Genomic DNA, 20,413 nt, shown 5'->3' with positions numbered 1-20,413 from the left:
CGGTACAGTGAGCCGTGTGACCACCCGCGACCCCGCCGGCACCCGCGACCGGATCCTCGACGCCCTCGAAACCCTCCTCCTCGACAAAGGGCTGTCCCAGGTGACCCTGGAAAACGTCGCCGCCACCGCCGGCGTCTCCAAAGGCGGCCTGCTCTACCACTTCAAGAGCAAGGACGCCCTCCTCGCAGGACTCGTCCGCCGCCTCGGCAACCGCGCCGACCAGCAACTGGAAACCGCCGTGGACCAAGGCAAATCCGTCGCCGAGTGGTACCTCCAAACCCCCCACCCCGACAATGCCGCCGACGCGATGGAACTCGCGCTCTACCGCTCCATGCTCGCCGCCATGCGCAGCGTCGACGGCCCCCAGGACACCGACGCCGACGAAGTCGCCCGCGCCCTCGACGAAGTGCTCGAAACCTGGAAAACCGCCCTCGACAACGAAATCCCCGACCCGGTCCAATCCGAGATCGTCCGCCTCGTCGGCGACGGCGTGTACCTGCGCGCCCTACTCGGCGCACCCCCCATCGACCCCACCCTCTACCGCCAGGTCGTCGCCCGGCTGCTCGGGAATGATCAGGGCTGATCGCGTCGCAGGAACGCGAACCAGTACGAAATCCCCTCGATGGGCCGCTCGGTGATCGAGACGAGCCGCCACCCCTGCCCCTGACTCTCGAGCCATTCGACGGCATCTGCCACAGCGATGATCGGCGGAAACAGTTGCCGCTCGATATTGGCCTGATTCCCGATGTAACCGCCGACGAGCGATCGCACCTTCAGCACCAGAATCCGGCGCGTGTACATCCGCATGTCGACCGCGCCGTTCAACAGGTCGTAGACATCGATCATCGGCAGCTGCGGAACGGGCGGAGTGGTCACGGCTTCATCCTGCATCAAGATCACTCGCGGCATGTACGCGGCGGTTGGGCCTGGTCGGGGCTACACTCGCGAGCGTGTTGCCAGCCGCCGCCGACAATGTCGGCAAGGCGACCGGCTCGGTGGGGGAAACACCGCTTACCGACCCGTCGCCGGTCCCGATTCGACCCCTGCAGTTCCGGGAACTGCTCGATCTGCCGTTCGCGCTGATCCAGACGCGGATCAAGACGTTCGCCACGGTGTTCGGGGTGGGGGTCGTGGTGGCCTCGGCGGTTGCCGTGGGGATCACTGTGCTGGGGTCGATCGCCACCGGTGATGACAAGGACGGGACTCGGTGGGCCGCCGTGCTCGGGTCGCTCGCGTGCGCTTGGGGGCTGCGGCTGCTGGTGCGGGGGGTGACCGTGCCCATGGGGCTGGCCGCCATTCATCGGCGGCCGCTCAGCTGGCGTGCGGCGTTCGGGCGGATGTCCGCGCAAGCCGGTGCGCTGCTGGGGTATTCGGGCATGTTCACGCTCATCGGGGTGGGGGTGCTGGCGCTGGGAGCGCCGCTGATGATCACGCTGCCGTTCGCGGTGCTGTGGTTGGCCTGGCTGCGGGCGCGGCGATTCACCACGATGCCCGTCATTTTCGACGAGTACGCCGGGTACAAGCAGGCCGCGGGCCGGTCGAAGGTGCTCATGCAGGGCACCGAATGGCAGATCGTGGGGCTCTGGCTGTATCTGCGCGGGCTGATCCTGGTGCTGCTCGTGCCGGTGCTGGCGCTGCCCATGTTCATCACCACGTTCTCCGGGACGCGACGGTGGACCGTCACCGTCCTGCTCATCACCGTGGCGCTGTTCATGGTGGCGTTCACCGAAATGGTGGAATCCGCGGCACAGGTCGTCACCTATGTGGATCGGCGCTGCCGCCGGGAAGCCATGGACATTCGCGTCCCACCCGCCACCGGAGCCCAGCGATGACCCAGCCGCCCGTACCGCCCACACCGGATCTCGGGCCCGCCGCCGACCATCGCGCCGCCTCGGAATACGCCGCGCAGCGACAGGACTTCGCGACCGCGCTCCGCGAGCGGTATCGCGCCGTCACGCGTGGACTGGAACAGCACGGCGTACTCGAAGAACAGCGCGGGCGCACCGCACGGGAAACCGCGCAGGCCGCCGCCACCGCACTCGGCGGACAGGAACAGGGCGCCGCGGCCGCCGAACTGCCTTCGGCGGCACACAGTTTCGACGAGATCGTGTACGGCGGACGGCACGCCACCGAAGGCGAATACCGACGGCTGGAACAGGCCGACCGGTTCTCGGTGGCGCCCGCACCCAAGCGCGCACCCGCCGAGATCGCCGAAAAACGCCGCCGGACAAGGACACCCAAGAAGGCCCGGGAAAAGCGGACCCGCGAACGCATGGAATGGCCGCCGTTCCTGAGCGATTGGCGATTCTGGGCCGGAGCCGGCGCGATCCTCGGCGCATTCCTGCTGATCTACATTCTCACCCACATCGGCACCCCGCCCGACGTCACACCGCCGGACACCACCGACCTGCCCGACGCCCCGGACGCGCCGGAACGCCCAGACCTGGACGAACCGGACTACGGCGAGGGCAGCGACTCCATCTTCCGCAAAGGCAGCTGGGCCGCCTTCGGCGGACTGCAGCTCCTCATCGCCTGGGGCGTCGTCCTGGTCTGGCGCGGCCGCCGCCGCGGCGCCGTCGTCGGCGAGGCCCGCCCGGTGGAAGCACCCGCCAACGAACTGCTCGCCGGGCAGGCCGGGCTGTACCGCAAATCCCGCGACCACGACCACGTCGCGGCCAAACTCCGGGCCGCCGCCCTGCGCCGGCTGCGACCCGCGCTGAACGTCACCGCCGACACCTCGCCCGACATGGTCACCATGGCCGTCGCCACCCGCACCGGCGCCGCACCCGCACTGGTGCACGCCGCCCTGTACGAACCGGTCACCGACCAGGCCACCCTGGAAACCGTGGCCGCACAACTCGAATGGATCGAATCGGAGGTCTTGTGACCACAGTGGACACCAACCACGACGCCCCGACCGCCGAACAGGCCCAGCAGGCCCTGCTCGCGCTGCGCGGCGAAATCGGCAAAGCCGTCGTCGGCAACGACCAGGCCGTCCTGTACCTGGTCCTCGGACTGCTCTGCCGCGGGCACGTCCTGCTGGAAGGCGTTCCCGGCGTGGCCAAGACGCTGCTCGTGCGCGCGCTGGCCACCGCCCTCGACCTGGAACACGCGCGTATCCAGTTCACCCCGGACCTCATGCCCGGCGACGTCACCGGCTCCAATATCTACGACCCGCACTCGGCCGCCTTCACCTTCCGCCGCGGGCCCGTCTTCACCAACCTGCTGCTCGCCGACGAAATCAACCGCACCCCACCGAAAACCCAGTCCGCGCTGCTGGAATCCATGGAGGAGCGCCAGGTTTCGGTCGACGGCGTGCCGCAGGCCCTGCCGGACCCGTTCATCGTCATCGCCACCCAGAACCCCATCGAACAGGAAGGCACCTACCCGCTGCCGGAAGCGCAGCTGGACCGGTTCCTGTTCAAGGTCGACATCCAATTGCCCGGCCGCGACGACGAATTCCGCATCCTGCAACGGCACGCCGCCGGATTCGACCCGCGCGACCTGAACGCCGCCGGACTGCGACCGGTCGCCGGGCCCGCGCACCTCACGGCGGCGCGCCAGGCCATCGCGCAGGTCGCCATCAGCCCCGAAGTGCTGGCGTACACGGTCGACCTGTGCCGCGCCACGCGCACCTCCCCCGCCGTCGCGCACGGCGCGTCCACCCGTGGAGCGACCGCGCTCATGGCCGCCTCCCGCGCCTTCGCGTGGCTCAACGGCCGCGGCTACGTGACCCCCGACGATGTGAAAGCCGTTGCGGTGGCGGTCCTCCGGCACCGGCTGCACCTGCGGCCCGAGCACGAGGTGGAGGGCGTCACCGCCGAGGGCGTCATGACCTCGCTGCTCATGTCCGTCCCCGTCCCGGTCTAGGCCGTGGTCTTCACCGGCCGGCTCGCGGCCCTGGCGGTACTGGACACGCTCTTCGTCGCGCTGCTGATGCCGTCGTGGACCGGCGTCGCACTGATGACCGGAACGACGCTGGCCGCGGTGATCCTGGACATCGTCCTACTCGGTTCGCTCGCCGCCCTGGAACTCTCGCGCGAACCGCTCACCACCGTGCGCACCGGACGCAGCATCGACGTGGAACTCACCGCGCTCAACACCGGCACGCGCACCGTCCGCGCGACCCTGTGGGACGACTGGCCGCCCAGCGCGCACGCCCGGCATCGCACGCACACCCTGAACCTCCCGGCCAACACCAAGACCCGGCTGCACACCGAACTCACCCCGGCCTACCGCGGCGACCGCCTCGCCGGCCCGGTCACCGTGCGCGCGGTCGGACCGCTCGGACTGGCCGGACGCCAGGAACGCCGCGACGTGCCCGCCCGGCTGCGCGCCCTGCCGCCGTTCCGCAGCGAGAAGCTGCTGGCCTCGAAAGTCAAACAGCTGCAACACCTCGAGGGGCGCAACACCACCACCATTCGCGGCCAGGGCACCGAATTCGACTCCTTCCACGAATACGTGCCCGGCGACGACGTGCGCACCATCGACTGGCGGGCCACCGCACGCGCCAAGGATGTCCTCGTCCGCACCTGGCGGCCGGAACGCAACCGGCACGTCGTCATGCTGCTCGACACCGGACGGGTCAGCGCCGGCCGCGCCGGTGACGGCACCCGGCTCGACGCCACCATCGAAGCGGCCCTGCTACTCGGCGGGCTGGCCGCGTCCGGCGGCGACTCGGTGGATCTCATCGCCCACGACCGCAAGGTGCGCACCGAGGTGCGCGGCATCGGCGGAAAACGCCTGCAGGTCAAGCTCATGCACGCCCTCGCGGGCGTTACCCCCGAACTGGTCGACACCGACTATCAGGGCATGCTCCGCGCCACCCTGCAGCGCGCCCGCCGCCGCAGCCTGGTCGTCTGGTTCACGCACCTGGACGCGGCCACCCTCCAGGAGGGCCTGCTCCCCGTGCTCCCGGTCCTCACCGAACGCCACCGTGTCCTGGTCGTCTCGGTCACCGACCCCGAGGTGACCGCCGCGGCCGCACGCCGCACCGGCCTCGAGAACCTCTACCGCGCGGCGGCCGCCGAGAACGTGATCGCCGAACACGCCGTGGCCCGGGAAACCCTGCGTCGCAAGGGCGTCCGCGTCATCGCCACCTCCCCCGACCTGCTCCCCGGCGCACTCGCCGACGAATACCTGGAGCTGAAGCAAACGGGCGCACTGTAATCCGCCGCGAACGGCCGGATCAGGCGACCGCGCGGGGGAAGACCGCCGCGACACCCTGGGCCGGCTGCTGCGGGGTCAGCGCGGGTAGTGCCCGGCGCTGCCGCTCGGCCAGAATCGCGCCGAGGATGTGGTACGGCGGATAGCCGGTGGGCGCGGCCACCGCCAGCCGGGTGCAGACGGCGGCGAGCAGTTCACGGCCCATCTGATCCTGGACGGACGGGGTCAGCGTGCGCAGCCGAATCAGGTAGCGGCGCACCGCGAGTGCCAGATCATCGGGCAGCCCCGACAGATCCAGCTGCCGCGACCAGTTCATGAGCCACGGCGGCGGCACCGCGAACGACGGGAACGGCAGCCGGCTGCGGTCGTAGACCACGACCGTGCCCGCCAGCACATCACCGACCCGCCGCGCATTGGGCGAGCACAGCGACGTCACCACGGCCACCAGCCCCAGCCCCGACGAATAGAAGTCGACGAGCCCCGACAGCCCACGGGTGGCGGCATGGCGGAAATCGATCGGCCCGCCGTCCGCGCGCACCACGCGCAGCCCCAGCGCCATCTTCCCGACCGACCGCCCACCCGTGAAGGTCTCCATCAACACCGGATACCCGATGAACGTCGAGACCATCAGCACCACGAAAGCCGCCTCGGCCCACGCGTCGTCGGCATTCGTCGTATCGAGCACCAGCGCCATGAAGAAGGCGAGAACCAGCCCGCAGATGATCTGCACCAGCAGATCGACCAGGAACCCCGCCGCCCGCGTCGGGATCCGCGCGATCGGCAGTTCTACGGCGACAGCCTCGCCCGTGGTGAAGAGAGCCATGGTCGTACCGATTCTTCCGAGCATTCACGGCGCAGGCAACCGGTACGCCGCTCTCGCACCCCTGGATTTCGCCGCAGACGTCGTGGTCCCGGCGGAAGTCGGTGCCGGTGGCTAGCATTCCGTATGAATCACGATGGGGAGGGCTCACATGGATCTGGACGCGTACACCTTCGTGCACAAACGATCCTGGGATCGGCTCGATCAGCTCTCGAAACCCGGCCGCCGCCTCTCCGGCGTGGAGGCCGACGAACTGGTGCGCCTGTACCGCCTCACCTCCCAGCAGCTGGCGCGGCTGCAAGCGCGCGACGCCGACCCCGAACTCATCGCGGGCCTGTCCGTGGTCCTCACCCGTGCCCGCGGGAAAGTCCTGGGCGCACAGGTCGATACGGTCAGCGAGATCAGTCGCTTCTTCACCCACCGTTTCCCGGCCGCCGTCTATCGCGCCTGGCCGTGGTGGGTGTCGGTGGCCGCACTCTTCCTGCTCGCCTCGGCCGCTCTGGCCACCTGGGTCGCCGAATCCGAGTCCGCGCGCAAGAAACTGGGCCTCGACACCGACACCGACGCGCTGACCAGACCGGGCGGCGAGTTCGAGACCTACTACTACGAGCACCCGCACGACGCGTTCGCCGCCCAGGTCTGGACCAACAACGCGCGTGTGGCGGCCGTCGCCCTGTTCACCGGCATCCTGATCCTGCCCGCCGTCTTCGCCATGGTCATGAACGCCCTCAATCTCGGCGTGAGCGCGGGCCTGATGGCCGACGCCGACCGGCTCGGCGCCTTCTTCGGCTACATCCTCCCGCACGGAATGATCGAGCTCACCGCGATTTTCGTGGCCGGCGGCGCGGGCCTCAAGCTGGGCTGGACGCTCATCGACCCGGGCCGCGAGAGCCGCCCGCAGGCGCTGGCCCGCCAGGGCCGCGCGACCGCCGTCATCGCCATCGGCCTGGCGCTGACTCTGCTGGTGGCGGGCCTGCTCGAAGGTTTCGTGACCCCGAGCGGCTGGCCGACCCCGGTGCGTGTCGGCCTGGGTGGGCTCGTCGAACTCGGTTTCCTGATCTACGTTTTCGTTCGCGGCCGTCAGGTGGTGCTGGAGGAGCAGGCGCTCGAGGCGCTGCCGGGCGGCGAGCACATGCCGGGCTATCCGACGGGGAGGGATCCGGAACCGGTTGCGGGAGGGGCGACTTCGAAGGTGTCGGCAACCGCCGGGATTTGATTTCCGCTGGCCGCAGCGAGTCCTGCTCAGCTGCGGCCAGCGTTGCCGATGACTCTACACAATCGTTATGGCTACGCAACCTCCGACTTGCCACCCGAGCGTATAAGCCGACCAGGCGAAATGTCCGTTCCCGGAACACAACCCGCGATGATCGCTATTTCCCAGCGCCCCCTTTGCCGAGGGTCTGCGGAGGCTCTTGAAACCTTCCACGCGGTACCGTTTCAACCCGTATTTCGACCCGGCGCACACGGTGCCACGAAACCCCCGGAGACAGGTTTGCCGAAAACTCGCACGGACGCCCCGAACCGCCGGTTCAACCCGCGTTAAGCTGGCGTTTCATCCCAGGTCGCAGCCATAGCCGCGCGATCGCCCATTCCGAAACAAACCCAAAGATTGTTTAACTCGGGTTTGACCAAACGCCGGTCAGGCATAACTCCAGAAAAATCGGGCGCATACCCGAACCGGCATCTCCCGGCAATCGAATTTCAACCTCCCGACACCCCGCCGTAGCCACCCGGCAACGCTCCGGCGGAGGGGTTCGAAACCGCCCCTGCGATCTTCGTCACAACGGCGGCTGACCAGCGAATCGGTCGAAAAACGCGAAAACGACCGAGGCCCCATCCGGATCCGGATGGGGCCTCGGTCTTGGTGGGCGAGGGGGGACTTGAACCCCCACGTCCTTACGGACACTGGCACCTGAAGCCAGCGCGTCTGCCATTCCGCCACTCGCCCTGAGCGACGTGAAAGAACGTATCACGGGGTATGCGTCAAAAAGAAATCGCCTGGTTATCCAGGGTGGAGGGACGCGGGAACCCGGGCCCCTCGTCAAGAGTTACAGGTGTGGACGTTCGTGGATATCATGCAATCACCGTGTCCCTACGCAGACACGCCCTGACGCGTGCCGCCCAAAGGAACGCGCCACGGCGTCAACACCACGACACGAGAGGAGGGGGCTATGGGGATCGTCTCCCGCTTCGAACGCCGACTCCAAGGTGCTGTCGGGGATGTTTTCGCCCGCGTGTTCGGCGGCAGCGTCGTCCCGCAGGAGGTCGAGGCGGCGCTGCAGCGCGAAGCCGGCGACAGCCTGCAGGACCTGGGCGGAGGCCATCTGCTGGCCTCCAACAGCTATGTCATCACCATCAACGAGTCGGATCTGAACCAGCTCATCCAGGGTGACGGACAAGCGGACCACGACCTCATGGTGCGAGCTTTCGCCAAACATCTCCAGGACTACATCCGCGAGCAAGGATGGCAGACCTACGGCGAAGTGCACGTCGAATTCGAGGCATCCCCTACGCTGCACACCGGACAGTTCAGGACGCGCGGCCGGGTCGACCCGGATGCGGGCGGCCCCGGATCAGTCCGCCGGGCGGGCCCGGCGCCGGGACCTGAACGCCCACCACGACCCAACCCGCAACCAGGAGCTGGCCCCATGACGCAGAACTCAGGCTACGACCCCAGCCGTGAGCCCGCGGAGTCCGATCCGCGGAACCGCGGGTACGCGCCCCCGCCTGCCGGCCGCGGTCAGCAGGGCTACGGCCAGCAGGGCGGCTACGCCGACCCGGGCTACGGCCAGGACCAGGCCTACGGCCAGTCCGAGCAGGGCTACGGGGACTACCAGAACGGCTACGACTACCAGCAGCAGGGCGGCGGGTACGGCCAGCAGCCGGCGGGGTACGACCAGGCCTACGGTCAGCAGGGCGGCTACAGCGACCAGGCGTACGGGCAGCAGCCCGGCTACGACCAGGGCTACGCCGGCCAGCAGGGCGGCGGGTACGGGCAGCAGGGCGGGTACGCCGATCAGGGCTACGCGGACCAGGGTTACGGCCAGCAGGGCTACGACCAGGGTTACGGCGGCCAGCAGGGCGGCGGATACGACCAGGGCTACGGCCAGCAGCAGGGCGGCGGCTACGGGCAGCAGGGTTACGCCCAGCCCGGCTACGACCAGGGCTACGGCCAGCAGCAGGGCGGCTACGACCAGTACGGCGAGCAGGGCGGCGGTTACGCCGAGCCGGGCTACGCGGACCAGGGCGGCGGCTACCAGCCCGCACGCGGCGGTTCCAGCTACTCGGCGACGCTGCAACTCGACGACGGCTCGGGTCGCACCTATCAGCTCCGTGAGGGTTCCAACATCATCGGCCGCGGCCAGGACGCACACTTCCGGCTGCCCGACACCGGAGTCTCGCGGCGGCACATCGAAGTTCGCTGGGACGGTCAGACCGCGATGCTCTCGGACCTCGGTTCGACCAATGGCACGCTGGTCAACGGCTCGCCCGTACAGGACTGGCAGCTCGCCGACGGGGATGTCATCCGCGCCGGGCATTCCGAGATCCTGATCCGCATCGTCTGATCCCGTAAGCTCGCGGTGCAGGTCACGATATGGCGTGGATTTCTCCGGTCGTATCGTGCTCGCAACCGGTCCACGGCCCTATGATGCTGCCAACTCATGCGGCAGCAGCCGGGGGTCGCGCTGACCAGTACACCGGTTGGGGGTCGACGATCCGTACCTACGACACGGTCGAAACAGGAGGTGGAGCACCGTGCAGGGATTGATCCTGCAATTGACGCGCGCGGGGTTCCTGCTGCTGCTGTGGCTGTTCGTGTGGGCGGTGCTCCGGACCTTGCGCAGCGATATCTACGCGGCATCCGGCCTCCGGGTCGCGCCGCGGGCCGCAGGCGGTTCCGCGGTGCTCCCCTCTTTTCGCCGGGGCCAGAAGGGCGCCAAATATCTCGTGGTGACTCAGGGTTCTCTCGCCGGCACCCGCATCTCGCTCGGCTCACAGCCGGTGCTGATCGGGCGCGCGGACGATTCCACGCTGGTCCTCACCGACGACTACGCCTCCACCCGGCATGCGCGACTTTCGCAACGCGGTGAGGACTGGTACGTCGAGGATCTCGGGTCCACGAATGGGACCTACCTCGACCGTTCGAAGGTCACCACGCCGGTGCGGGTTCCGCTCGGCACCCCTGTCCGTGTCGGCAAGACAGTGATCGAGCTGCGATCGTGACACTTGTTCTCCGCTACGCAGCGCGCAGCGACCGTGGTCTCGTCCGAGCCAACAACGAGGATTCCGTCTACGCAGGAGCGCGCCTGCTCGCGCTCGCGGACGGCATGGGCGGGCACGCCGCCGGTGAAGTCGCCTCGCAGTTGATGATCGCCGCGCTGGCGCATCTGGACGACGACGAGCCGGGTCCCGACCTGCTGGGCAAACTGGATCGCGCGGTGCGCGAAGGCAATGCTTCCATCGCCGATCAGGTGGAGGAGGAACCCGAACTCGACGGCATGGGCACCACGCTCACCGCCATCCTGTTCGCGGGCTCCAAACTCGGCCTGGCGCATATCGGTGACTCTCGCGCCTACATGTTGCGCGGGGGTGAGCTGACTCAGATCACCCGCGACGACACCTTCGTGCAGTCGCTGGTCGACGAGGGGCGGATCACGCCCGAGCAGGCGCACACCCATCCGCAGCGGTCGCTGATCATGCGGGCGCTCACCGGCAACGAGATCGAGCCGACCCTGGTCGTGCGCGAGGCGCGGGCCGGGGATCGCTATCTGCTCTGCTCGGACGGCCTGTCCGATGTGGTGAGCGACGAGACCATCGCCAACACCCTGCGCGAGGGCAGCACCGACGAGTCGGCGGACCGGCTCATCGAATTGGCTTTGCGCAGTGGCGGTCCCGACAATGTGACGGTTGTCGTCGCGGATGTGATCGATCTGGATTACGGCCAGTCGCATCCCATCGTGGCGGGCGCGGCCTCCGGCGAGGACGAGGACACTCCCCCGCCGAACACCGCCGCCGGTCGCGCCGCCGCCATGCGGCCACCGCGCGCGACACCGCGCAGAGCGGTCGCCATGCCGGAGCCGGAACCGCCCAAGAAGGGCCACAAGTGGCGCTGGATCGCCCTGTCGGCGGCGCTACTCGTGGCGGTCGGCGCGGGACTCACCATCGGCTACAACATGGTTCGCAGCAACTATTACGTGGGAGCCGAGGGCGGGAAGGTGGTGATCCTGCGGGGCCTGCCCGGATCGGTGCTCGGTTTCACCATCCGGGATGTGGACCAGATCGCCTGCGCCACCCGCAACGGTGAGATCCAATTGGCCGATCCCGGTTCGGCTTTCCCGCCCGGATGCCGTGAGCTGACCCTGCCCGATCTCAAGTCGACCGTCCAGGATTCCGTGCAGAAGGGACTGCCCGGCGTCTCCCGCGACGAGGCCGTCAAGCAGATGCAGAACCTCTCCGGAGACAAGGGCCTGCTGCCGCCGTGCGAGAAGCCGGCCGCGCCGCCCGTCACCACTCCGCCGCCCGGCGACCCCAACCAGCCCGGCGCCTCCACCACCGCAGCCGCGCCGACCACCACCGGGGCGCCCGCCACCAGCACACCGCCCAACACCGGTGAGCAGACGCTCGAACCGCGCACCCCGGGCTCCGAACAACCCACGACCACACCGCCGGTCACCACCACCACGGCTCCGAAGGCATCGGAGCAGAACTGCAGGGTGGCGGACTGATGTCCGCTCCGGCACCACCGTCCGCTGGGGCCTTTCCCAGTCCGCCGGGCGGATTCGCTCCCGCGCCGCCGCCGTCCACGCGGCGGAACGTGGAACTCATGCTCCTGGCGCTGGCCGCCGTCATCACGACGGTGTCGCTGATCCTGGTGGAAGCCAGCCAGGAGCAGTCCATCACCTGGGACATCGCCAAACTCGGGGCGTCCTACCTGGCGCTGTTCGGAGTCGCGCACCTGGCGGTGCGGCGCTTCGCGGCCTTCGCGGACCCGCTCCTACTACCGATCGTGGCGCTGCTCAACGGACTCGGGCTGGTGCTGATCCATCGCCTCGATCTAGCCGAGGCACAGGACGCCACCTTCGCTTCCAAGGCCATCCCCTCCCCCGACGCCAACCAGCAGGTGCTGTGGACGGGGCTGGGGATGGTGGTGTTCATGGGCCTGTTGATCGTGCTGCGCGACTACCGCACGCTGGCCCGCTACGCCTACACCCTCGGACTGGCCGGACTGGTCGCGCTCGCGATCCCCGCGCTGCTGCCCTCCCGCTTCTCCGAGGTGAACGGCGCCAAGATCTGGATTCGCCTACCCGGCTTCAGCGTTCAGCCCGGCGAGTTCGCGAAGATCCTGCTCATCATCTTTTTCGCGGGCGTCCTGGTGGCCAAGCGCGACCTGTTCATGGCCGCGGGCAAGCACGTCTTCGGCATGGACCTGCCGCGCGCCCGCGACCTCGGCCCGATCCTGGTGGTCTGGGTGGTCTGCCTCGGCGTGCTGGTGCTGGAGAAGGACCTCGGCACCTCGCTGCTCATCTTCGCCACCGTGCTGGTGATGCTCTACATCGCCACCGAACGCGTGGGCTGGCTGGTCATCGGCGGCGCCCTGCTGGCGGTCGGATTCGTCATCGCGTACAACGCTTTCGGGCATGTGCGGGTGCGCGTGAACACCTGGCTGCACCCCTTCGACGACTACTCCAACACCGGCTACCAGATCTCGCAGTCGCTGTTCGGCCTCGCCACCGGCGGGCTCGCCGGCACCGGGCTGGGCAGCGGCCGGCCCACCGAGGTGCCGTTCGCCAAGACCGACTTCATCATCACCACCATCGGTGAGGAGCTGGGCCTCATCGGCCTGGCCGCGGTGCTGATGCTCTTCTGCATCTTCGTGATTCGCGGTCTGCGCACCGCGCTGGCCGTACGCGACAGCTTCGGCAAGCTGCTGGCCGCGGGCCTGGCGTTCACCATCGCCATCCAGATCTTCGTGGTGGTCGGCGGCGTCACCAAGCTGATCCCGCTGACCGGTCTGACCACACCGTTCGTCTCCTACGGCGGCTCGTCGCTGCTGGCCAACTACGCGCTGCTGGCGCTGCTGATCAAGGTGTCCGACGCGGCCCGCGCGCCCGCACCGGCGCGCAAGCGGGCGCCCGAGCCGATCGCCGACGCGCCCACCGAACTGGTGCGCCGGCCGAAGGGGGGTGCCGCGTGAACACACCCCTGCGCCGGGTCTCGCTCGCGGTCATGGTCATGATCGTCGCGCTGCTCGCCAATGCCACCTACGTGCAGTGGTGGAAGGCCGACGACCTGCGCACCGACACCCGCAACCGCCGCGTCCTGCTCGACGAGTACGCCCGCCAGCGCGGGCAGATCTCCGCACAGGGCGTGGTGCTGGCGAGTTCGGTGGCCACCGAGGACCGGTACAAGTACCTGCGCATCTACCCGACCGATCCGCGGGCGTACGCGCACGTCACCGGCTACTACACCATGCAGAACGGCCGCGACGGACTGGAGAACGCCGAGGACTCGATCCTCAGCGGCTCCGACAACGACCTGTTCGGCCGCCGGCTGGTGGACATGATCTCCGGTCGGGATCCGCGCGGCGGCAATGTGATCACCACGCTGAATCCGGCCATGCAGAAGGTCGCCTACGACCAGCTGACCTCGAAGGGGTACACCGGTTCGGTGGTCGCCATCGAGCCGAGCACGGGCCGCATCCTCACCATGGTGTCGACGCCGTCCTACGACCCGAACGAGCTGACCGTCCACGACGGCGCGCAGGTGACGGAGAAGAAGACCGAACTGCAGCAGGACGACGGCCAGCCGCTCATCAATCGCGCGGTGTCGATGATCTACCCGCCGGGTTCCACCTTCAAGGTGGTGGTGACCGCGGCCGCGCTGGCCAACGGGCTCGCCACGCCGAGCGATCAGCTCACGGCGGCGTCGCGAATCACGTTGCCGGACACCAACACCACGCTGGAGAACTACAACGGCAGCCACTGCGGTCCCGGTGACGGCGCCACCGCGTCGCTGACCGAGGCGTTCAAGTACTCGTGTAACACGGCCTTCGTGGACCTCGGTATCAAGGTGGGGGCCGCCAAACTCAAGGACGAGGCGGCAGCGTTCGGCATCGGCGATCACTCCGGCATCCCGCTCGAATGGGGAACGAGCACGGTCGGCGATATTCCGGACAAGGCGGCTCTGGGCCAGTCCAGCATCGGGCAGCGGGACGTCTCGATCACCCCGCTGGACAATGCGGTCATCGCGGCGACCATCGCCAACGGCGGCGTGCGCATGCAACCGCATCTGGTGGACCAGCTGCAGGCCCCCGACCTGACCACGCTCAAGAACATCAACGCCATGTCGGTCGGTCAGGCGGTCAGCGCACAGGTGGCCTCCCAGATCACCGCCATGATGATCGAATCGGAGAAGAACACGCAGGGCGGGACGCAGCCGCGCTCGTACACGATCGCCTCCAAGACCGGAACCGCCGAACACGGCGACGATCCTCGCAATACGCCGCCGCACGCCTGGTACATCGCCTTCGCGCCGGCGCAGAACCCGAAGATCGCGATCGCGGTGATCGTCGAGAACGGTGGCGATCGGGCGCTGGCCGCCACCGGCGGGTCGGTCGCCGCGCCGGTCGCCCGGGCCGTGCTCGACGCCGGATTGCAGGGGGGCTGACAACATGAAGGTGCGAGGTAGACGGGGTCTGGAATGCTGAACAACGGTGCGTTGATCGCGGACCGCTACCGGCTGCAGCGCCTGATCGCCACCGGCGGTATGGGCCAGGTCTGGGAAGCTCTCGACACGCGGCTGGACCGTCGTGTCGCGGTGAAGGTGCTCAAGGCGGAGTTCTCCACCGATCCCACCTTCCGGCACCGGTTCCGCGCCGAGGCGCGCACGACCGCGCAGCTGAATCATCCGGGCATCGCCGGGATCTACGACTACGGCGAGACCATGGACCCGTCGGGTGGCGAGATCGCCTATCTGGTCATGGAATTCGTGCAGGGCGAACCGCTGAACGCGGTGCTCAACCGGATGAGCCGGCTGTCGGTGGCGCAGGGTCTGGACATGCTGGAGCAGACCGCCCGCGCACTGCAGGTGGCGCATTCGGCGGGCGTGGTGCATCGAGATGTGAAGCCGGGCAACATTCTTGTGACGCCGACCGGTCAGGTGAAGATCACCGACTTCGGCATTGCCAAGGCCGTAGACGCGTCGCCGGTCACCAAGACCGGCATGGTGATGGGCACCGCCCAGTACATCGCGCCGGAGCAGGCCACCGGTGAGGATGCCACCGCCGCCTCGGACGTGTACTCGCTCGGCGTGGTCGGGTACGAGGCGCTCGCCGGGCAGCGGCCGTTCACCGGCGAGGGCGCGCTGACCGTCGCCATGAAGCATGTGCGGGACACCCCGCCGCCGCTGCCGGCCGATCTGCCGCCGAACGTGCGCGAGCTGATCGAGATCACCATGGCCAAGGATCCGCAGCAGCGGTATGCCACCGGCGGCGAGTTCGCCGACGCGGTGGCCGCGGTGCGTTCCGGTCGCCGGCCCACGCCGCCGGGCGGGATTCCGGTCACCCCGAACATTCCCACGGGTGCGACGCGGGTGCTGCCGCCCGGACCGACCATGATCATTCCCGGGCAGCGGGCCGATCAGCCCACCACCCGGTACGCGACGCCGCCGCAGCAGCCCGCCGCCATGACGGGTGCGACCGCGCTGCTGTCGGGTCCGCAGCCGCCGACGACGCGCCCGGGCGCTGGCGCGGCCATGGCCGACGACGAACCGACCGGCAGGTTCACCAACAGCCAGAAGGCGCTCGCCGGACTCGGCGTGGGCGCGCTGATCCTCGGCGCCGCAGCCGCTTTCGTACTACTGTCCGGATCGCCGCCGGAGCCGACGCCGCCCACCCGCACCAGTGCCGTCGTCGCACCGCCGGTGACCGCGCCGCCGACCACCACGGCGCCGCTGACCACCACCAAGGAGAGACCGGTGCCACCGCCGGTCACCACCTACGAACCTCCCGTCACCACCTACGAACCGCCGGTGACGACCACGCAACCCCCGGTCACCACGACCAAGCCGCCGGTGACGACGACGGTGCCGAAGACCACCACCGTCCCGCCGACGACCACCAAGGACGAAGAGCCCAGCACGGTGCCGCCGACCACCACCAAGAAGCCGCAACCGGGTGTGGACCTACCATCGTTTCCAGTGATCCCCGGTGCTGGCGGAGGTGTCCGCGCCAACACCTCAGACCTCTCCGAGCAAGGACAACCATGACGACCCCGAAGAACCTCTCGTCTCGCTATGAGCTGGGCGAGATCATCGGGTTCGGCGGCATGTCCGAGGTGCACAAGGCCCGGGATCTGCGGCTCGGCCGCGATGTCGCGATCAAGGTGCTGCGCGCGGACCTCGCGCGCGACCCCACGTTCTATCTGCGGTTCAAGCGGGAGGCGCAGAACGCGGCCGCACTGAACCATCCGGCCATCGTCGCGGTGTACGACACCGGCGAGGCCGAGGTGGACGGCGGCCCGCTGCCCTACATCGTCATGGAGTACGTGGACGGCGACACCCTGCGCGACATCGTGCGCGGCAAGGGTCCGCTGCCGCCGCGGCGCGCCATGGAGGTGATCGCGGATGTGTGTGCGGCGCTGGACTTCTCGCACCGCAACGGCATCGTGCACCGCGATATGAAGCCCGCCAACATCATGATCAACCGGGCGGGCGCGGTGAAGGTGATGGACTTCGGCATCGCCCGCGCCATCGCCGACAGCTCCAACCCCATGACCCAGACGGCGGCCGTCATCGGTACCGCCCAATACCTTTCGCCCGAACAGGCGCGTGGTGAGCAGGTCGACGCCCGCTCCGACGTGTACTCGGTCGGCTGCGTGCTCTACGAAATCCTCACCGGCGAACCGCCTTTCACCGGCGACTCGCCCGTGGCCGTGGCCTACCAGCACGTCCGGGAGGATCCGCGGCTCCCGTCACACGTGTACGCGGGCGTCCCGCGCGAACTCGACTCGGTCGTGCTCAAGGCCATGAGCAAGAACCCCGCCAACCGGTATCAGACCGCCGCCGAGATGCGCGCCGACCTGATCCGCGTGCTCGGCGGCCAGAAGCCCACGGCCCCCATGGTCATGACCGACGAGGACCGCACCAGCTTCCTCGACGACGAACTCCCGCCGCCGCGCTCGTACCGCACGGTCGAACGCCGCGACGACACCACCGAACAGGAGATCGTCGAACCCGCCGGTGGCGGTGGCGGACGCCGGACCGCGCTCATCGCGGCCTCGGCCGCGGCGGCCGTCGCGGTGGTCGCCGCCCTGCTGTGGGTGCTGATCGGCCCCGGCGCCCGGCTCACCCAGGTGACGGTCCCCGATCTGACCGGCCAGTCGAAGGCGTCGGCCCAGCAGGCGCTGGAGGACGCCGGATTCCATGTGGCCATTCAGGACACCCCCGACAGCAAGGTCGCGATCGGCAATGTGATCCGCACCCAGCCGCTGGGCGGTTCCCGGATCGACAAGGGCAGCACCGTCACCATGCTGGTGTCGAAGGGCCCCGAGCAGGTGGCGGTGCCGAAGCTGATCGGCCTCACCCAGGCCGAAGCCGAGAAGAACCTCATCAATGCTGGGCTGCAACTGGATCCGCAGGTACAGCAGGATTGGTCCAGCGCCGCGGAGAAGGGCAAGGTCATCAAGTCCGATCCGCGCGAGGGCAGCCGGATCGATTCGGGCAGCACCGTCGAGATCACCATCGGCAAGGGGCCCGAGCAGGTCGCGGTCCCGTATGTGGTCGGCCAGTCCATCGACGTGGCGGAACAGACCCTGACCAAGAGCGCCGGCCTGCAGATCGTGAAGCAGGAGGTGCAGAGCGCACAGCCCAAGGGCACCGTGCTCGCCACCAACCCCGAAGCCGGGACCATGGTCGACAAGGGTTCGTCGGTGACCGTCCAGGTGTCCGCCGGTGACGAGATCACCATGCCCGACCTGCGCGGCAAGACCCCCGCCGAGGCCGTCACGCTGCTGCGGCAGCGCGGCTGGAACGGGCAGATCAGCCAGAACACGGTGAGCACCCTCAACAGCGGGGACATCGGCCGGATCATCTCGCAGCAGCCGACCGCGGGGTCGTCGATCGCCAAGGACGGCACGGTGACCATCACGACCGGTGTCATCGCCATCGGCCCGCCGTGAGGCCCGAATAGGCAACGAATGATCGCCACGTTCCCTCGGGAGCGTGGCGATCGTGTTTTCCGGTGCGGCCCTAGAGTTTCAGATGCCGGTTCATGGACATGGCCTCCTCGGCCAGATCCGGTAGTTCGACGACTTCGATGCCGTGCTGGCGGAGTCGCTCGACGCCGACGCAGTTCTCCACGAACGTGCCCGGTTCCCGCCAGGCGATGACCACGCGGCGGATGCCCGACGCCAGAATGCGGTCGGTGCACGGCGTCCGGTCCTGGCTCGCGCGGGTCGAGCAGGGTTCCAGGGTGCTGTAGATGGTGGCGTGCGGCAGCCGCGGGTCGCCGGGTTCGAGCTTGTTCAGGGCCGATTCCTCGGCATGCACCTTGTCGTCGGTTTCCCGGGACCAGCCGTGGATGATCTCCACACCGTCCTCTCCGACAATGACCGCGCCGACCGAGAAGGCGGTTTCGCTCGGCGGGCACAAACGCGCCAGCCCGATGGCGTGACGCATCCAGCCACGATCGGAACGGGCCTCATCCGACATCGGAATCCTCCTTCGGCAGATAGCGGAGCAGGGCGATATCGCCGATGCGGCTGACCTCGGCCAGCTGCATGCGGTGCTGCGGTCCGCCGGGGAAATCCGCAGGGCCGAGGAACCGCGGCGCGGCGGGGTCACCGACCACGAGAGGCGCTACCGCCATACGGATTTCGTCGACCAGCCCGGCCGCGAGGAACGCGGTGTGGATGGACCCGCCGCCCTCCACCATGAGCCGTTCCATCCCGCGTTTGCCCATGTCGTCGAGCAGGGCCTCGAAATCGACCGCATCGCCCAGGGATACGACCTCGGCCAGGCCGTCGAGACTGCCAGCGATCCGATCCCGGCCGGAATCGGTTGTGTAGACGAGTCTTTCACCACCGAAACGCCAGAACTTCAGGCGCGGATCGAGCTCGCCACTCGCCGTGACGATCACGCGCACGGGGTAGTCCGGCTTGCCCGCGGCGATCCGGTGCAGCCGCCGTTCCTCGCTGTTGACCAGCAGACGCGGATTGTCACGGCGCAGCGTTTCCGCCCCGATGAGCACGGCGTCCGACTCTGCCCGCAGCGCATCGACGCGATCGAAGTCGGCCGCATTGGACAGCAGCAGCCGGTCCGGGCCCGCGTCGTCGATGTAGCCGTCGATGCTCACCGCAACCGACAGCAGCACATGCGGTCTCGTCGGCCCGCTCATACCAATGCCGCGACCTCCGCCTCGAGCTGCGCCACCAGCCCCTCGGCCGGGCGCTCGCCGCACACGCCCAGCCAGTTGGCGAGCATGCGATGCCCGCCCTGAGTGAGCACCGATTCGGGATGGAACTGCACGCCGTGGATCGGCAGGGTGCGGTGCCGCATGGCCATGACCAGTCCGGATTCGGTGCGGCCCAGCACTTCCAGTTCGGGCGGCATGGTCTCTTCGAGAACGGTCAGCGAGTGGTAGCGGGTGGCGATGAAGGGATCCGGCAGCCCGGCGAGCACACCCGCACCGATGTGGAAGACCTCGCTGGTCTTGCCGTGTAGCAGCTCCGGGGCGCGAGTGACGGTGGCGCCGAACGCGGAGCCGATGGCCTGATGGCCGAGGCACACGCCGAGCAGCGGGGTTTCGTGCCGGGCGCAGGCGTGCACCAGGTCGATGGACGCGCCGGCGCGTTCGGGCGTTCCGGGTCCGGGGCTGATCAGGACGCCGTCGTACTCCTGCACGACTTTGTCCACATCCGACAGTCTTTCGTCGTCGTTGCGCCAGACGGTCGCGTCCACACCCAACTGTCCGAGATACTGGACCAGGTTGAACACGAAGCTGTCGTAGTTGTCGACGACCAGAACACGCATGATTCGAGAGTAGTGGGCGCGCCCGCTCGAGTCGCACGCAATACCGTCGTTCCGCCCGAGAGGCAACCCGGTGTCCACAGGTGACCTGGGATAACCTTGAACACAGACCACACACCCTAATTGAGGACGTCATGCCCAAGTCGAAGGTCCGGAAGAAGACCGATTACAGCATCAACCCGGCCAGCCGTACCCCGGTGAAGGTGAAGTCCGCGGGACCGTCCCCGGTCTGGTACGTCACCATCATGCTGGGCTTCATGCTCGCCGGCCTGGTGTGGCTGCTGGTCTACTACCTGGCCGGGGACCAGATCTCCTGGATGAACGACCTCAATGCCTGGAACTTCCTGATCGGCTTCGGTCTGATGGTCGTGGGACTGATCATGACCATGCGCTGGAGGTAAC

At 68.5% G+C, this 20,413-nt stretch carries 19 protein-coding genes and 1 tRNA gene; 14 read left to right on the top strand and 6 right to left on the bottom strand.

The features are described from left to right. Window positions 1-16 precede the first annotated feature (16 nt). The gene (locus tag H0264_RS01460) at window positions 17-583 is read left to right on the top strand and encodes a TetR/AcrR family transcriptional regulator (RefSeq protein ID WP_181582290.1); all 567 of its coding nucleotides are present in this window, start codon (window positions 17-19) and stop codon (window positions 581-583) included. On the opposite strand, the gene H0264_RS01455 is transcribed toward H0264_RS01460, so the two are convergent. Beyond that, window positions 574-876: a hypothetical protein gene (locus tag H0264_RS01455; protein ID WP_181582289.1), complete on the bottom strand. Its 303-nt coding sequence runs from the start codon at window positions 874-876 to the stop codon at window positions 574-576. The genes H0264_RS01460 and H0264_RS01455 overlap by 10 nt on opposite strands. A gap of 74 nt (window positions 877-950) precedes the next feature. On the opposite strand from H0264_RS01455, the gene H0264_RS01450 reads away from it, so the two are divergent. The 4 genes from H0264_RS01450 to H0264_RS01435 are packed head-to-tail and all read left to right on the top strand — an operon-like array spanning window position 951 to window position 5,169. Beyond that, window positions 951-1,832 (top strand): hypothetical protein, encoded by an 882-nt coding sequence (locus H0264_RS01450; RefSeq protein ID WP_231083797.1) that lies wholly within the window; start codon window positions 951-953, stop codon window positions 1,830-1,832. Continuing rightward, complete coding sequence (locus H0264_RS01445) at window positions 1,829-2,887, top strand: DUF4129 domain-containing protein (RefSeq protein WP_181582288.1); 1,059 nt, start codon at window positions 1,829-1,831, stop codon at window positions 2,885-2,887. The genes H0264_RS01450 and H0264_RS01445 overlap by 4 nt, the downstream gene beginning before the upstream one ends. After that, on the top strand, window positions 2,863-3,870 hold the full coding sequence (locus H0264_RS01440; protein ID WP_181582287.1) for an AAA family ATPase: 1,008 nt from the start codon (window positions 2,863-2,865) through the stop codon (window positions 3,868-3,870). Before H0264_RS01445 ends, H0264_RS01440 begins: the two co-directional genes overlap by 25 nt. 3 nt (window positions 3,871-3,873) lie before the next feature. Then, entirely contained in the window at window positions 3,874-5,169 is a 1,296-nt protein-coding gene (locus H0264_RS01435; RefSeq protein WP_181582286.1) for a DUF58 domain-containing protein, read from the top strand. Window positions 5,170-5,188: 19 nt separating this feature from the next. Here the strand turns inward: H0264_RS01435 and H0264_RS01430 are convergent, their stop codons facing one another. Beyond that, window positions 5,189-5,989 (bottom strand): RDD family protein, encoded by an 801-nt coding sequence (locus H0264_RS01430; RefSeq protein ID WP_181582285.1) that lies wholly within the window; start codon window positions 5,987-5,989, stop codon window positions 5,189-5,191. Window positions 5,990-6,137: 148 nt separating this feature from the next. Here H0264_RS01430 and H0264_RS01425 point away from each other — a divergent pair, with 148 nt between their 5' ends. Beyond that, window positions 6,138-7,202 carry a stage II sporulation protein M gene (locus tag H0264_RS01425; protein ID WP_181582284.1) on the top strand — a complete coding sequence of 355 codons (1,065 nt, stop codon included), beginning with the start codon at window positions 6,138-6,140 and terminating at the stop codon, window positions 7,200-7,202. A 646-nt stretch (window positions 7,203-7,848) separates the two neighbouring features. Here H0264_RS01425 and H0264_RS01420 read toward each other — a convergent pair. Beyond that, window positions 7,849-7,934 (bottom strand) — tRNA-Leu (locus H0264_RS01420). 223 nt (window positions 7,935-8,157) lie between these two features. Here H0264_RS01420 and H0264_RS01415 point away from each other — a divergent pair. The 7 genes from H0264_RS01415 (at window position 8,158) to pknB (ending at window position 18,162) form a co-directional block, all read left to right on the top strand. Next, window positions 8,158-9,552, top strand: coding sequence for a DUF3662 and FHA domain-containing protein (locus H0264_RS01415; protein WP_181582283.1), 1,395 nt, complete (start codon window positions 8,158-8,160; stop codon window positions 9,550-9,552). 190 nt (window positions 9,553-9,742) lie between these two features. Continuing rightward, window positions 9,743-10,210, top strand: a complete 468-nt coding sequence (locus tag H0264_RS01410; RefSeq protein ID WP_181582282.1) for an FHA domain-containing protein FhaB/FipA — start codon at window positions 9,743-9,745, stop codon at window positions 10,208-10,210. Further along, a complete protein-coding gene (locus tag H0264_RS01405) occupies window positions 10,207-11,712 on the top strand; it encodes a PP2C family protein-serine/threonine phosphatase (RefSeq protein WP_181582281.1) in 1,506 nt (501 codons plus the stop codon). Before H0264_RS01410 ends, H0264_RS01405 begins: the two co-directional genes overlap by 4 nt. Then, window positions 11,712-13,181 (top strand): FtsW/RodA/SpoVE family cell cycle protein, encoded by a 1,470-nt coding sequence (locus H0264_RS01400; protein ID WP_181582280.1) that lies wholly within the window; start codon window positions 11,712-11,714, stop codon window positions 13,179-13,181. Before H0264_RS01405 ends, H0264_RS01400 begins: the two co-directional genes overlap by 1 nt. Next, window positions 13,178-14,653 (top strand): peptidoglycan D,D-transpeptidase FtsI family protein, encoded by a 1,476-nt coding sequence (locus H0264_RS01395; RefSeq protein WP_181582279.1) that lies wholly within the window; start codon window positions 13,178-13,180, stop codon window positions 14,651-14,653. Before H0264_RS01400 ends, H0264_RS01395 begins: the two co-directional genes overlap by 4 nt. A 33-nt stretch (window positions 14,654-14,686) precedes the next feature. Then, a complete protein-coding gene (locus H0264_RS01390) occupies window positions 14,687-16,252 on the top strand; it encodes a serine/threonine-protein kinase (protein ID WP_181582278.1) in 1,566 nt (521 codons plus the stop codon). Further along, the gene (pknB, locus tag H0264_RS01385) at window positions 16,249-18,162 is read left to right on the top strand and encodes a Stk1 family PASTA domain-containing Ser/Thr kinase (protein WP_181582277.1); all 1,914 of its coding nucleotides are present in this window, start codon (window positions 16,249-16,251) and stop codon (window positions 18,160-18,162) included. The genes H0264_RS01390 and pknB overlap by 4 nt, the downstream gene beginning before the upstream one ends. A 70-nt stretch (window positions 18,163-18,232) precedes the next feature. Here pknB and H0264_RS01380 read toward each other — a convergent pair whose 3' ends face one another. From H0264_RS01380 to H0264_RS01370, 3 genes are read right to left on the bottom strand one after another with little or no spacing between them, the layout of a single operon-like run. Beyond that, complete coding sequence (locus tag H0264_RS01380) at window positions 18,233-18,694, bottom strand: dCMP deaminase (RefSeq protein WP_181582276.1); 462 nt, start codon at window positions 18,692-18,694, stop codon at window positions 18,233-18,235. Further along, window positions 18,684-19,379, bottom strand: a complete 696-nt coding sequence (locus H0264_RS01375) for a RibD family protein (protein ID WP_181582275.1) — start codon at window positions 19,377-19,379, stop codon at window positions 18,684-18,686. Before H0264_RS01375 ends, H0264_RS01380 begins: the two co-directional genes overlap by 11 nt. Then, window positions 19,376-20,014, bottom strand: a complete 639-nt coding sequence (locus H0264_RS01370) for an aminodeoxychorismate/anthranilate synthase component II (protein WP_181582274.1) — start codon at window positions 20,012-20,014, stop codon at window positions 19,376-19,378. The genes H0264_RS01375 and H0264_RS01370 overlap by 4 nt, the downstream gene beginning before the upstream one ends. A gap of 131 nt (window positions 20,015-20,145) precedes the next feature. Between H0264_RS01370 and crgA the strand changes: the two genes are divergently transcribed. Then, the gene (gene crgA / locus H0264_RS01365; RefSeq protein ID WP_181582273.1) at window positions 20,146-20,412 is read left to right on the top strand and encodes a cell division protein CrgA; all 267 of its coding nucleotides are present in this window, start codon (window positions 20,146-20,148) and stop codon (window positions 20,410-20,412) included. Window position 20,413: the final 1 nt, after the last annotated feature.

Origin of the sequence: Nocardia huaxiensis (assembly GCF_013744875.1) — a bacterium.
GTDB classification, from domain to species: Bacteria; Actinomycetota; Actinomycetes; order Mycobacteriales; family Mycobacteriaceae; genus Nocardia; species Nocardia huaxiensis.
This window is presented reverse-complemented; position numbering and strand designations above follow the sequence as displayed.